Raw genomic sequence first — 13,864 nt, forward strand, 5'->3', positions numbered from 1 at the left:
CGCTACCAAAGCCCGCAAGGCGCACGGCCACTTGTCAGTTTCGGGACGGTGGGCTATACTTGAAGTAGTTATTCGCAGCTCGAACCCATCGCCCTTTAGATGCATAAGGCAAGGAACAGGATCGTGCATTTCAATCGAAAATTCCAGAGATGGCGACCTTTCGCACGGAGCCGCGCATTGGGGCGCTTCCCGCGATCGGCTGGAAGTCGCCGATTTTCGGAAATGGACGTTGCGCCTGGGAGCCGCGTCTTCGAACTGCCGCCGGCAGGGTGGAAGACGACGCCTTCGTCCCCGTTACGGACGAACCGAGATCGCGCATGCCCGGCTGTACCTTGGCGGCGCGAAGCAGAGTGGAACCGCGTAGGAGTACGCCTCTGCAGCCCGTTTTGGGCTGCGGGGGCGTTTTTGTTTACCTTTTTCGGCTAGGGGAGAGAGCTTGTCGTCCAGGCGAGATAGAGAGGGGGGCTTGACCTTGCTGCGTTCGATGAAATCCGATATCCAGGCGGTGCTGGAGAACGATCCCGCCGCGAGGAACATTTTCGAGGTCGTCTTCACGTATTCGGGGCTGCACGCCATCTGGGCTCATCGGATCGCGCACGCCTTTTTCAAACGCAAGTGGTTTACGCTAGCGCGGATTATTTCGCAAACGAGCCGGTTCTTCACCGGCATCGAGATCCATCCCGGCGCCCGGATCGGCGAGCGGCTGTTCATCGACCACGGCATGGGCGTCGTCATCGGGGAGACGTGCGAAATCGGCGATAACGTCATCATCTACCAAGGCGTCACGCTCGGCGGAACGGGAAAAGAGAAAGGCAAGCGCCATCCGACGATCGGCAATAACGTGGTCATCGCGTCCGGCGCGAAGGTTCTAGGCTCCTTCAAGGTTGGAGACAATGTGAACATCGGCGCGAATTCCGTCGTGCTTCGGGAAGTGCCGGAGAGCAGCACGGTCGTCGGCATCCCGGGACGGATCGTCAAGCGCAACGGCGCCCGCGTCAGCGACCGGCTCGATCATGCCCAGCTGCCGGACCCCGTGGTCGAGATGCTGCGCGCGATGCAGAAGGAAGTGGCGGAGCTGCGAACGGAGCTCGAGCGCGAGCGGCGCGACAAGCAGGAACGGCTCGAGCGGCTGGAATCGGAGCTGCGCGAACGGCCGGAAAAACATAAACACGCAGTAGCTGGAGGAGAAACGAGAACATGACGTTGCGGATTTATAATACGATGACGCGCGAGAAAGAAGATTTCAAGACCCTGACTCCGGGTAAAGTGAACATGTACGTCTGCGGACCGACGGTCTATGATTATATCCACATCGGAAACGCGCGGCCGGCGATCTTTTTCGACGTCGTGCGCCGGTACCTGGAATCGATCGGCTACGACGTGCATTACGTCGTCAACTTTACCGACGTCGACGATAAGCTGATCCGCAAGGCGGAGCAGCTGGGCACGACGGTGCCGGACGTGGCCGAGCGGTTCATCGCCGCCTTCAAGGAAAACATCGAAGGTCTCGGCATCCGCAAAGCGTCGTTCAACCCGCGGGTAACCGAGAACATTCCGGAGATCATCACGTTCATCTCCGAGCTCGTCGCCGAAGGGCATGCGTACGAGAACGGCGGCGACGTGTTCTTCCGCACGAGCAGCTTCCCCGACTACGGCAAGCTGTCGCACCAGATCCTGGAGGAGCTGCAGCTGGGGATCCGGATCGGCGTCGACGAGCGCAAGGAGAACGGGCAGGATTTCGTCCTCTGGAAAGCGGCGAAGCCCGGCGAGATCAAATGGGAGAGCCCATGGGGACCGGGGCGGCCGGGCTGGCATATCGAATGTTCCGCGATGGCGCGCAAATATTTGGGCGACACGCTCGACATCCACGGCGGCGGCCACGACCTGCAGTTCCCGCACCACGAGTGCGAAATCGCGCAGTCCGAAGCATTGACGGGCAAGCCGCTCGCCAACTACTGGATGCATAACGGCTTCATCAACATCAACAACGAGAAAATGTCCAAGTCGCTCGGCAACGGGATTACGGTACAGGAGCTGCTCAGCCGGTTCAAGCCGGCGGTCATCCGGTATTTCATGCTGTCCGGCCATTACCGGAGCCCGCTGAACTTCAACGACGAGACGATGGAGCAGGCGCAGAACAGCATCGAGCGCATCGCCAACTCCGTCTCGAACCTAAAGCATCGGCTGGAAACGGCGGTAAGCCCGGCGGGCGAAGAGTTGGTTGCGCTGAAGGCGCGCATAACGGAGATCAAGGCGCGGTTTAACGCCAAGATGGACGACGATTTCAACACGCCGGACGCGATCACCGCTCTGTTCGACCTCGTCAGCGAAGCGAACCAGCTGCTGCAGCGCCCGGTCGTGTCGCCGGAGTCGGTGCGGGTGCTGCTGGAGGCGTTCGAATCGTTCGACCGCGTGCTCGGGTTGCTCGGCGCCGACGAAGAGCTGCTGGACGCGGAGATCGACGCGCTGATCGTGGAGCGCGCGGAGGCGCGCGCCGCGAAGAACTGGAAGCGGGCGGACGAGATCCGGGACCTGCTTGCGGCGCAAGGGATTGTCCTGGAAGACACGCCCCAGGGCATCCGCTGGAAGCGCAAATGACGGGCGGTCCATCGGAAGGGCCGCATCTCTGGTTTCACGAGCCGACGAAGCCGATCGACCTCGTGAACCCGATCGTCCTCGCGTATATCGGCGATGCGGTCTATGAAGTGTTGGTGCGGCAGTACCTGATCTCGCTGCCCAACCATCGGCCGCACCACTTGCACCGGGAGGCGACGAAGTTCGTATCGGCGAAGGCGCAGTTTCACATTTTGGAGAAATGGCGGCCGCATTTGACGGAAGCGGAGGCGGACATCGTGCGGCGGGGACGGAACGCGAAGTCCGGCACGATGCCGAAGAACGCGGACCCCGCTCACTATAAACAAGCGACGGCGCTGGAATGCCTCGTCGGCTACCTCTATTACGGCAAGCAGGTCGAACGTCTGCGCGAGCTGATGGCGATCGCTTTCGGCGAAACGGACGAAGCGGCGGACGGCGGCACAACGAAGGAGAATCAAGATGCGCGAGCATGAAGAACAAACGCAGGAATGGATTGCGGGCAGGCATCCCGTCATGGAGGCGCTGCGCTCCGGACGGGAAATCAATAAGATCTGGGTTACCGAGCAGGCGCAGAAGAGCGCCCAGCCGCTCATGCTGGAGGCGAAGAAGGCGGGGCTGATCGTTCAGATCGTCGACAAGCGCAAGCTGGACCAGCTGGTCGAGGGCGCGAACCATCAAGGGATCGTCGCCCAGGCCGCGGCCTACCGGTATTTCGAAGTGGAGGAGCTGATCGCGCGGGCGAAGGAGAGCGGCGAGTTGCCGTTCTTCCTGCTGCTCGACGAAATCGAGGATCCGCATAACCTCGGCTCGATCCTGCGGACGGCGGAATGCACCGGCGTGCACGGCGTCGTCATTCCGAAGCGGCGGTCCGCGTCGCTGACGGCGACGGTCGCCAAGACGTCGGCCGGCGCCGTGGAGTACGTGCCGGTCGCGCGGGTCACGAACATGGCGCAGACGATCGACAAGCTGAAGGAAGCGGGCGTGTGGATCGCGGGCGCGGACGTCGGCGCGGAGCGGGACGTGTTCGCGTCGGGCATGAAATTCGACATGCCGCTCGCCGTCGTGATCGGCAATGAGGCCAAGGGCATCGGCCGCCTCATCCGCGAGAAGTGCGATTTTCTGATCAAGCTTCCGATGCACGGCCAGTTGAACTCCCTGAACGCGTCCGTCGCGGCCGGCGTGCTGATGTACGAAGTGCTGCGGCAGCGTCTCGGCCTCGGCAAGTAACCGTGAAGCGGCGCGACGACGTCCTGCTCGTGGACGGGTACAACATGATCGGGGCTTGGCCCGAGCTGGCCGCCCTGCGGGACAAGGAGTTGGAGGACGCGCGCGACCGGCTGCTCGAGATGCTGGCGGACTATCAAGGTTTCACTGGAATGACGGTTATCGTCGTTTTCGACGCGCATCAGGTGCCGGGCGTCGGTTCGACGTTCAAGCAGCACAGGCTGACGGTCGTGTATACGAAGGAGAAGGAAACCGCGGATGCCTGCATCGAGCGGCTGGCCTCGGACCTTGCCATGCGAAGCCGTAACATCCACGTGGCGACGTCGGATCTGGTGGAGCAGCACGTGGCGTTCGGCAAAGGTGCGCTGCGCATCTCCGCCCGCGAGCTGCTGATCGAAATCAAGCAGAACCGCAAGGCGATCGAGCAGAGAGTCGTCGAGCAGCGGAGCAAAGTCCGCAACGAGCTCGACGGGAACTTGAGCATGGACGTGCGCATGAAACTCGAGAAGCTTCGCAGGGGAAAAAGTTAATGTTAACCTTGTGTTAAATTCGGGTAATCATAAGTGACGCAAGAACCTGTTTTTTAGGCGTGATATCCCAAATTTGCTAGATAAATAGCGGGATCTCGGCATGATCGTCATTGACGGTTCAAGGTTACGTAATGTATACTGAGTCTATGTTTCTGAACGGAGATTGCTGCTAGAAGCGGTTTCGCCGGTTTTGGCGAACACGATCTGCCGATTGCGCGCTGCGGGCCGGTTAATCATTGCGCTGCTGAAGTTACGGGGCATTCATGCCTTTCGAGCCGGAGGGATTGTTCGTGAGCATCGACCTCAGAGAATGGAAAACGCTGGACTATGACTGCAAAACGGACGAGGACGTTGTCGATCTGGTTCGCGACGGCGACGGCGAAGCATTGGAGTATTTGATTAATCGGTATAAGAACTTTGTCCGGGCCAAAGCGCGTTCCTATTTTCTCATCGGGGCCGATCGCGAAGACATCGTCCAAGAAGGCATGATCGGGCTGTATAAAGCGATCCGGGACTTCAAGGGAGACAAGCTGGCATCGTTCAAAGCCTTTGCCGAGCTGTGCATCACGCGACAGATCATCACGGCCATCAAGACGGCCACGCGGCAGAAGCATATTCCGCTCAATTCGTACGTTTCGCTGGACAAGCCCATTTACGATGAAGACTCCGACCGCACGCTGCTCGACGTCATCTGCGGAACGCGGGTGTCGGACCCGGAAGAGCTGATCATCAACCAGGAAGAGTTCGTCGGCTTGGAAGACAAGATGTCCGAGATCCTGAGCGACCTTGAGCGCAAGGTGCTGATGCTCTACTTGGACGGGAAGTCGTATCAGGAAATCGCCGTCGACTTGGATCGTCACGTGAAGTCCATCGACAACGCGCTCCAGCGCGTGAAGCGAAAGCTCGAGCGATACTTGGAAGTCCGGAATATCGGGATTTAACGCGTTAGCCAAGAGCCGACTGAGGCTCTTTTTTTATTTAATGGGAAGGCCTTTCGGGGTTTGAAACCTTTGTCCGGTGACGATACTGGATAAGACGAAGAAGGAAATTTTTCGTTTCTTTGCGCTGCTGCCTCGTGCCGAAATGGACGTTTGCCAAGCTGATAGAGAGGCGCCGCGGAACGTGATCCAACGCATGAAGTCCGACAGTTTGCGAGTTTCGCCTCGCGCGCTGCCGGGTTGTCCGGAGGAGGAAACCGGCCATCGCTGCCAGTACAAGGCACGGTTGTTTCGCCTTGACACTCCCTATTGCTTGTGATAAAGTGTTTTGGTAGCCCTAAATAGGTCTTTTTTTATTATGGGTCAATCAGGCTAGTTTCACATACAGCGCTTAAACCTTTATCTATGTTTAGTTTGGGAGGTGTCGACAATGCGGGTAATTATTACGTTGGCTTGCACGAACTGCAAACAAAGAAACTATGCTTCCAGCAAGAACAAACGGAATCACCCTGACCGTATCGAGATGAAGAAGTTTTGCAAGTATTGTAACGAGCATACTCCTCATCGCGAAACCCGATAGGTCACTTTGGAGGTGTGGACGTGGCATTTTTAGCTAAGCTGAAGCAGAGCTTCGGATCGACGTTTTCCTTCTTCACCGACAGCTTCGCTGAATTGAAGAAAGTCCGGTGGCCAAGCCGCAAGGAATTGACAAGCTATTCCCTCGTGGTGTTTTTCACGATTATAGCGGTGACAATTTATTTTTGGGTGCTTGACATCGGAATTTCCGCATTGGTCGAACTGATTGTTTAAGAAGGGGCCAAGGGTGGCTTGTTATGGAAATGATGGAGAAAAGATGGTACGTTGTACACACCTACTCGGGTTATGAGAACAAAGTGAAAGCGAACCTCGAGAAACGCGTTGAATCGATGGGCATGGAGGACAAAATCTTCCGCGTGCTCGTTCCGATGGAGGAAGAAGTGGTAGACAAGGACGGCAAGAAAAAAACCGTCATGCGTAAAGTTTACCCCGGCTACGTCCTCGTCGAAATGATTCAAACCGATGATTCTTGGTATGTCGTTCGCAACACTCCGGGCGTAACCGGATTCGTCGGTTCAACGGGCTCAGGTTCAAAACCTACTCCGCTTTTGCCTGATGAAGTGGATCAGATTTTGAAACATATGGGCATGGAAGAGCCGAAGCCGAAAATCGAATTCGATTTGAAGGAAACGGTGCGTGTCAAAGTCGGGCCATTCGCTAATTTTGTCGGCACGGTGGAAGAAATTCTTCTCGACAAGAGCAAGCTGAAGGTTCATGTCAACATGTTCGGCAGGGAAACGCCGGTTGAGCTGGATTACGGCCAAGTGGAGAAGGTATAATAAGCCTGGTTTCCTACGCTTAAGCATGTGATTACTACGGCAAGGAGGTGTTCACAATGGCAAAGAAGGTCATCAAGTTGGTCAAACTGCAAGTTCCAGCAGGCAAAGCGAATCCGGCTCCGCCGATCGGTCCGGCCCTGGGTCAAGCAGGCGTTAACATCATGGCGTTCTGTAAAGAGTTCAACGCTCGTACGGCTGATCAAGCGGGTCTCATCATTCCGGTTGTCATCACGGTATTCGAGGACCGTTCGTTCACGTTCGAAACGAAAACGCCGCCGGCAGCAGTTCTTCTTCGCGTCGCCGCTAAGATCGCTAAAGGTTCCGGCGAACCGAACAAGAAGAAAGTCGCTACGGTTAAACGTTCCGTCGTTCGCGAAATCGCGGAACAAAAAATGCCCGACCTCAACGCGGCTTCGGTCGAAGCAGCAATGCGCATGGTTGAAGGTACGGCGCGCAGCATGGGCGTCATCGTCGAAGACTAATTTTCGGCACGCGCGCATGTTTTAGACACGCTAGAGTGCGTTGTCTGTCCGGCGGAACGTCTCGTTCGGCCGGGTGGGAGGGACTCCGGAGTGCCGGAGGATTTCCGTTATTACCACACAAGGAGGAGATTTTCACATGGCTAAACACGGCAAGAAATATCAAGAAGCCCTCAAGGTGATTGACGCCGAAGCTACGTACGAGTCGTTCGACGCGATCGAACTCGTGAAGAAAGCCGCTACCGCAAAGTTCGACGAAACCGTCGAAGTTGCCGTGCGTCTGGGCGTAGACCCTAAGAAGCAAGACCAGGCCGTCCGCGGCGTCGTAGTACTCCCGCACGGTACGGGTAAAACGAAGCGCGTTCTCGTTTTCGCGAAAGGCGACAAAGCCAAAGAAGCGGAAGCAGCAGGCGCGGATTATGTCGGCGACGCTGACGTAATCGCGAAAATCCAACAAGGCTGGTTCGAGTTCGACGTTTGCGTCGCGACTCCGGACATGATGGCCGAAGTTGGTAAACTCGGCCGTATCCTCGGCGGTAAAGGCCTTATGCCTAACCCTAAAGCGGGTACCGTAACGTTCGACGTTACGAAAGCCGTCCAAGAAATCAAGGCCGGTAAGATTGAATACCGTCTTGATCGCGCAGGTCAAATCCATGCGCCGATCGGCAAAGTTTCGTTCGACTCCGAGAAGCTGAACGAAAACCTGAAGACGCTGATCGACGCGCTGAACCGTGCTAAGCCGGCTGCGGCAAAAGGGGTTTACCTGAAAGGCATTTCCGTTTCTTCGACGATGGGACCAGGCGCTCGTCTGAACGCCGCTTCGTTCCGCTAAGCGATTTACGGAAATTTTAGAATCGAATATGCATACCGAAGACAGTAGGTGCCGGTTGGCTTAATTTCCTACCGAGGTGTTATGATAAACGTGTTTGTACGCCCACCCATCGGGTGTGCGGGTAACGGACCATCATGGCCTTCGCACTGTCTGCGGGGGCCTTTCTCATGCATCGCGGGGAAGGAATCCGCTGCAACATCGGGATGTCGACAACATAACGGGAGGTGTACATTTTGGCAAACGCAAAAATCATTCAAGGTAAAGAGCAGGCCGTCGCGGAAATCACGACGAAGCTTCGCGAGAGCTCCAGCACGGTCGTAGCCGATTACCGCGGTCTTAACGTTGCGCAAGTAACGGAACTGCGTAAACAACTGCGCGAAGCTAACGTCGAGTTCCAAGTTCTGAAAAACTCGCTCGTTCGCCGTGCGACTGCAAATGCGGAACTGAGTGAGCTGGATGCCGTTCTGGCCGGCCCTACGGCTGTCGCGTTCAGCAAGGACGACGCAGTTGCACCAGCCAAAATCCTGGCTGACTTCGCTAAGAAGAACGACGCTCTGAAACTGAAGGGCGGCGTCGTGGAAGGTCAAGTATTCAGCGCGGAACAAATCAAAGCGTTGGCGGATCTGCCGTCCCGCGAAGGTTTGCTCTCCATGCTCCTCAGCGTGCTCCAAGCGCCTATGCGCAACTTCGCCCTTGCGGTTAAAGCCGTCGCGGAGAAGCAAGAAGCTTAATTACGGCTCCGGCAAGCCGGAGGATCGCTATACCCAACTTAAAACAAATTATTGGAGGTTTATCTCATGAGCAAAGAGCAAATCTTGGAAGCCATTAAAGGCATGAACGTTCTTGAACTGAACGACCTGGTTAAAGCAATCGAAGAAGAATTCGGCGTAACGGCTGCAGCTCCTGTAGCATTCGCAGGCGGCGCGGCAGCTGCCGTTGTCGAAGAGCAATCCGAATTCGACGTCATCCTGAACAACGCCGGCGCTTCCAAAATCAACGTTATCAAAGTCGTTCGCGAAATCACGGGTCTCGGCCTGAAAGAAGCGAAAGACCTTGTTGACGGCGCTCCTAAACCGATCAAAGAAAAAGTATCCAAAGAGGATGCTGAAGCTGTTAAAGAAAAACTCGAAGCAGCTGGCGCTTCCGTAGAAGTGAAGTAATCACCGCTTATCGGCGGCAAACCCCTTGGAGCGATTGCTTCAAGGGGTTTCCTTATGAGAACGGCAAGCCGGCGAACCAGGAGGAGTAGCATGTCGGAGCATTACTATACGCAGTCGCCAGGCACGAAGCATGACCGTCAGCAGCTCGAAACCGTGCTGCGCGGCCATAAGTTGCGGTTCTTGACGGACGCCGGCGTCTTCTCGAAGACGGGCATCGATTTCGGCAGCCGGGTTTTGATCGAAACGGTGGAGCTCGGCGAACGGGACCGGATACTGGATGTCGGATGCGGCTATGGGCCTATGGGCATTACGGCGGCAAAGCTGGCACCGGCCGGCCAAGTGACGATGATCGACATCAACGAGCGCGCGGTTGCGCTTGCGAACGAGAATATCAGGCTAAACGGCATTTCGAATGCGGCCGCCATGCAAAGCGATCTGTTCGAGCGCGTGCTTGACCGGACGTTCGATGCGATCATTACCAATCCGCCGATTCGGGCAGGCAAAGAGGTCGTGCACCGGATTTTCGAAGAGGGAGCCGCATTGCTGAATCCGGGAGGGTCCATGTGGGTCGTCATTCAGAAGAAGCAGGGGGCGCCATCCGCGGAAGCGAAGCTAGAAGCCGTATTCGGGAACGTGGAAGAGGTTACGAAAGAAAAAGGGTACCGCATCTACAGGGCGCGCAAAGAACAATAGGCAGCTAGAATCATTTGTTGACTCGCAAGCGCTGATGTGGTATCATTATAAAATGTCAGCATTAAAATGGGCGCAATGTCTTTAGCCGACTAAAATGTCAAGCGCTATTTTAAACGTATAAAAGTAGCGAATTTGACGTATAATGTTTACATTTTGGGTCAAAATTACTTGATATGAGACTTTTACGGGTTGTGGTGTGCGTAGAAGGCTGACTGTCAGAAACATGCTCTTTTTTCGAATTTTCGATAAGGGCTTTTCTTTATTGAATCAGAATTTGCCTGCTGCACGTTCTGGTTACAGCAATGTTTGTGTATACACGGTCATTGTTCACTTTCTGTGAAGCAGACATGAGGGGTGAGGTTAAGTTGGCAGGACAACTTGTTCAGTATGGGCGTCGCACGCGTAGAAGCTATGCCCGCATCCGCGAGGTGCTCGAAGTTCCGAACCTGATTGAAATCCAACAAAAATCGTACGAGAAGTTTTTGGAGAAGGACTTGCTTGAGCTTTTCCAGGACATCTCGCCGATTCAGGATTTTACGGGCAATTTGATGCTGGAGTTCATCGACTACTCGCTTGGCGAGCCGAAGTATTCCGTGGACGAGTCGAAAGAACGCGACGTAACGTACGCAGCTCCGCTGCGCGTGAAGGTTCGGCTCATTAACAAGGAAACCGGCGAAGTTAAAGAGCAAGAAGTGTTCATGGGCGACTTCCCGCTGATGACCGAAACGGGCACGTTCATCATCAACGGGGCGGAGCGCGTTATCGTCAGCCAATTGGTACGTTCACCTAGCGTTTACTTTAGCACGAAAGTGGACAAAAACGGCAAGAAAAATTATACGGCGACGGTGATTCCGAACCGCGGGGCCTGGCTCGAGCTGGAAACCGACGCGAAGGACATCATCTACGTCCGGATCGACCGCACGCGTAAAATTCCGGTCACGGTATTGCTTCGCGCGCTCGGATTCGGGACGGACGCCGAAATTTTGGATTTGCTGGGGCATGACGAGTATATCCGGAACACGCTCGATAAAGACAATACCGATTCCACCGAAAAAGCGCTTATCGAAATTTACGAAAGACTTCGTCCGGGCGAGCCGCCGACATTGGATAACGCGAAGAGCCTCCTGGTCGCGCGTTTCTTCGATCCGAAGCGCTACGATCTGGCGAACGTCGGCCGCTATAAAATCAATAAGAAGCTGCATATCAAGAACCGTTTGTTCAACCAGCGTTTGGCCGAGACGCTCTTCGATCCGAGCACGGGCGAAATTTTGGCCGAAGCCGGCCAAATGATCGACCGCCGCTTGCTGGATGAGCTGATTCCTTACTTGGAGAACAACGTCGGTTTTAAGACGTACCATGTGGCGAACGGCGTTCTGGATGCGGATAGTATACCTCTGCAAACCGTCAGCGTATTCTCGCCGCTGGACGAGAACAAGGTCATTAAGGTCATCGCCAACGGCATGATCGACAAAACGGTTAAACACATCACGCCTGCGGACATCATCGCTTCCATCAATTACTTCATCGATCTGCTTCATGGCGTGGGCAGCACGGACGACATCGATCACCTGGGCAACCGTCGTCTGCGTTCCGTCGGCGAGCTGCTGCAGAACCAGTTCCGCATCGGCCTTTCCCGGATGGAGCGCGTCGTTCGCGAGCGGATGTCCATTCAGGACGCCAACGCGATTACGCCGCAGGCGCTCATCAACATTCGTCCGGTTATCGCGTCGATCAAGGAGTTCTTCGGGTCGTCCCAATTGTCGCAGTTCATGGACCAGACGAATCCGCTTGCCGAACTGACGCACAAGCGCCGTCTTTCCGCGCTCGGACCGGGCGGCTTGACGCGCGAGCGCGCGGGCTTCGAGGTCCGCGACGTGCATAATTCCCATTACGGCCGGATGTGCCCGATTGAAACGCCGGAGGGTCCGAACATCGGGTTGATCAACTCTTTGTCGACCTTCGCCCGCATCAACGAGTACGGCTTCATCGAGGCGCCATATCGTTGGGTCGATCCGAAGACGGGCATCGTCACGGAGCAAATCGCGTACCTGACGGCCGACGAGGAAGACAACTACGTTATCGCGCAAGCAAACGCGCAACTGAACGAGGAGGGCAAGTTCGTAGAGGACGCCGTCATCGTTCGGTACAATAAGCAAGCCGACAACATTTTGACGATGCCGACCGAACGCGTCGACTACATGGATGTTTCTCCGAAACAGGTCGTGTCCGTCGCGACGGCGCTGATTCCGTTCCTCGAGAACGACGACTCCAACCGTGCGCTCATGGGATCCAACATGCAGCGGCAAGCGGTGCCGCTTCTGATTCCGAAGGCGCCGCTCGTCGGCACGGGCATGGAGCACAAGTCCGCAAAGGATTCCGGCGTGTGCATCGTCTCCAAATACGACGGCGTCATCGAGCGCGTGTCCGCCAACGAAATTTGGCTGCGCCGCGTCGAGACGGTCGACGGCAAGCCGGTCACCGGCGACTTGGTGAAGCATAAACTGCACAAGTTCATGCGTTCCAACCAAGGCACATGCATCAATCAACGCCCGATTTGCCAAAAGGGCGATATCGTGAAAAAGGGAGACATTCTCGCGGACGGTCCTTCCACGGAAATGGGCGAGCTCGCGCTCGGGCGCAACGTCGTCGTCGCGTTCATGACCTGGGAAGGCTACAACTACGAGGATGCGATCCTGCTGAGCGAGAAGCTCGTGAAAGAGGACGTCTATACTTCGATTCACATCGAGGAATACGAATCCGAAGCGCGGGATACGAAGCTCGGACCGGAAGAAATCACGCGCGACATTCCGAACGTGGGCGAAGAAGCGCTCCGCAACCTGGATGAGCGCGGCATCATTCGCGTCGGCGCCGAGATCAGCGCAGGGGACATTCTCGTCGGCAAAGTAACGCCCAAAGGGGTTACGGAACTGACGGCGGAAGAACGCCTGCTGCACGCGATCTTCGGCGAGAAGGCGCGCGAAGTGCGCGACACGAGCCTGCGCGTTCCGCACGGCACCGACGGTATCGTCGTGGACGTGAAAGTGTTCACCCGCGAGAACGGCGACGAACTGCCGCCGGGCGTCAACCAACTGGTTCGCGCCTACATCGCGCAAAAACGGAAAATTTCCGAAGGCGACAAGATGGCGGGACGCCACGGCAACAAAGGGGTTATCGCCCGCATCTTGCCGGAAGAAGATATGCCGTTCCTGCCGGACGGCACGCCGGTCGAGGTCGTTCTCAATCCGCTGGGCGTGCCGTCCCGGATGAACATCGGTCAGGTGCTTGAAGTCCACTTGGGCATGGCGTGCAAACGTCTCGGCATCCACGCCGCGACGCCGGTCTTCGACGGCGCGCGCGAGAACGACGTATTCGACACCATGGAAGAGTCGAGCATGCAGCGCAACGGCAAGACGATCCTGTATGACGGCCGCTCCGGCGAGCCGTTCGAACGGGAAGTCACCGTCGGCGTCATGTACATGATCAAGCTGGCGCACATGGTCGACGATAAAATCCATGCCCGTTCCACGGGTCCATACTCGCTCGTTACGCAGCAGCCACTGGGCGGTAAAGCCCAATTCGGCGGCCAGCGCTTCGGGGAGATGGAGGTTTGGGCCCTTGAGGCCTACGGCGCGGCTTATACGCTGCAAGAAATTTTGACCGTGAAATCCGACGATGTCGTCGGCCGCGTCAAAACGTACGAGTCCATCGTGAAGGGCGAGAATGTGCCGGAGCCGGGCGTGCCGGAGTCGTTCAAGGTTTTGATCAAAGAACTTCAAAGCTTGGGCATGGACGTCAAGATCCTGACCGAGAACGAGGAAGAGATCGAAATGAAAGAGATCGACGACGACGAGGACGGCACTTCGGATAAGCTCAACCTGAATTTGGAAGGCGCGGAGGTCGGCGTGGAGTAGCAGCTTCCACAGCCTTGGAATAGAGAATGCCGATTCGTCCCACGGGCGAATCAAGCCGGGGAGCGCCTTCGCGGGCACGAACCGGCTGCACGGCATTCGACGCAGCAAGAATTAAGTGAACCATGA

At 56.4% G+C, this 13,864-nt stretch carries 15 protein-coding genes and 1 other annotated feature; all 15 genes read left to right on the forward strand.

The window, feature by feature from the left end:
• Positions 1 to 484: 484 nt before the first annotated feature.
• The 15 genes from cysE to rpoB all read left to right on the forward strand — a co-directional run bounded on the left by cysE (position 485) and on the right by rpoB (position 13,738).
• On the forward strand, positions 485 to 1,201 hold the full coding sequence (cysE, locus tag BMZ79_RS32270) for a serine O-acetyltransferase (RefSeq protein WP_090649173.1): 717 nt from the start codon (positions 485 to 487) through the stop codon (positions 1,199 to 1,201).
• A complete protein-coding gene (gene cysS, locus BMZ79_RS32275) occupies positions 1,198 to 2,598 on the forward strand; it encodes a cysteine--tRNA ligase (protein ID WP_090649017.1) in 1,401 nt (466 codons plus the stop codon). The genes cysE and cysS overlap by 4 nt, the downstream gene beginning before the upstream one ends.
• Positions 2,595 to 3,068 (forward strand): Mini-ribonuclease 3, encoded by a 474-nt coding sequence (locus BMZ79_RS32280; protein ID WP_090649020.1) that lies wholly within the window; start codon positions 2,595 to 2,597, stop codon positions 3,066 to 3,068. Before cysS ends, BMZ79_RS32280 begins: the two co-directional genes overlap by 4 nt.
• Positions 3,055 to 3,822, forward strand: coding sequence for a 23S rRNA (guanosine(2251)-2'-O)-methyltransferase RlmB (gene rlmB, locus BMZ79_RS32285; protein WP_090649022.1), 768 nt, complete (start codon positions 3,055 to 3,057; stop codon positions 3,820 to 3,822). Before BMZ79_RS32280 ends, rlmB begins: the two co-directional genes overlap by 14 nt.
• 2 nt (positions 3,823 to 3,824) lie before the next feature.
• Positions 3,825 to 4,349, forward strand: coding sequence for an NYN domain-containing protein (locus tag BMZ79_RS32290; protein ID WP_090649025.1), 525 nt, complete (start codon positions 3,825 to 3,827; stop codon positions 4,347 to 4,349).
• A 290-nt stretch (positions 4,350 to 4,639) separates the two neighbouring features.
• On the forward strand, positions 4,640 to 5,290 hold the full coding sequence (sigH, locus tag BMZ79_RS32295; protein WP_090649176.1) for an RNA polymerase sporulation sigma factor SigH: 651 nt from the start codon (positions 4,640 to 4,642) through the stop codon (positions 5,288 to 5,290).
• 427 nt (positions 5,291 to 5,717) lie between these two features.
• On the forward strand, positions 5,718 to 5,867 hold the full coding sequence (gene rpmG / locus BMZ79_RS32300) for a 50S ribosomal protein L33 (RefSeq protein ID WP_090583192.1): 150 nt from the start codon (positions 5,718 to 5,720) through the stop codon (positions 5,865 to 5,867).
• Positions 5,868 to 5,887: 20 nt separating this feature from the next.
• Positions 5,888 to 6,097, forward strand: a complete 210-nt coding sequence (gene secE, locus BMZ79_RS32305; RefSeq protein WP_090649027.1) for a preprotein translocase subunit SecE — start codon at positions 5,888 to 5,890, stop codon at positions 6,095 to 6,097.
• A 32-nt stretch (positions 6,098 to 6,129) separates the two neighbouring features.
• A complete protein-coding gene (gene nusG, locus BMZ79_RS32310; protein WP_090649179.1) occupies positions 6,130 to 6,663 on the forward strand; it encodes a transcription termination/antitermination protein NusG in 534 nt (177 codons plus the stop codon).
• Between the two features lie 56 nt (positions 6,664 to 6,719).
• Positions 6,720 to 7,145, forward strand: a complete 426-nt coding sequence (rplK, locus tag BMZ79_RS32315) for a 50S ribosomal protein L11 (RefSeq protein WP_090649030.1) — start codon at positions 6,720 to 6,722, stop codon at positions 7,143 to 7,145.
• Positions 7,146 to 7,281: 136 nt separating this feature from the next.
• Positions 7,282 to 7,974 carry a 50S ribosomal protein L1 gene (rplA, locus tag BMZ79_RS32320; RefSeq protein WP_090649033.1) on the forward strand — a complete coding sequence of 231 codons (693 nt, stop codon included), beginning with the start codon at positions 7,282 to 7,284 and terminating at the stop codon, positions 7,972 to 7,974.
• Between the two features lie 17 nt (positions 7,975 to 7,991).
• Positions 7,992 to 8,150: a sequence feature (ribosomal protein L10 leader region), on the forward strand.
• A gap of 57 nt (positions 8,151 to 8,207) precedes the next feature.
• Positions 8,208 to 8,705 (forward strand): 50S ribosomal protein L10, encoded by a 498-nt coding sequence (gene rplJ / locus BMZ79_RS32325; protein WP_090649036.1) that lies wholly within the window; start codon positions 8,208 to 8,210, stop codon positions 8,703 to 8,705.
• 66 nt (positions 8,706 to 8,771) lie between these two features.
• Positions 8,772 to 9,134: a 50S ribosomal protein L7/L12 gene (rplL, locus tag BMZ79_RS32330; protein WP_090649041.1), complete on the forward strand. Its 363-nt coding sequence runs from the start codon at positions 8,772 to 8,774 to the stop codon at positions 9,132 to 9,134.
• Between the two features lie 90 nt (positions 9,135 to 9,224).
• Positions 9,225 to 9,827 (forward strand): class I SAM-dependent methyltransferase, encoded by a 603-nt coding sequence (locus BMZ79_RS32335; protein ID WP_090649044.1) that lies wholly within the window; start codon positions 9,225 to 9,227, stop codon positions 9,825 to 9,827.
• A gap of 347 nt (positions 9,828 to 10,174) precedes the next feature.
• Complete coding sequence (gene rpoB / locus BMZ79_RS32340) at positions 10,175 to 13,738, forward strand: DNA-directed RNA polymerase subunit beta (protein ID WP_177222460.1); 3,564 nt, start codon at positions 10,175 to 10,177, stop codon at positions 13,736 to 13,738.
• Positions 13,739 to 13,864: the final 126 nt, after the last annotated feature.

Source organism: Paenibacillus sp. UNC496MF (genome assembly GCF_900113915.1).
Classification (GTDB): domain Bacteria; phylum Bacillota; class Bacilli; order Paenibacillales; family Paenibacillaceae; genus Paenibacillus_Z; species Paenibacillus_Z artemisiicola.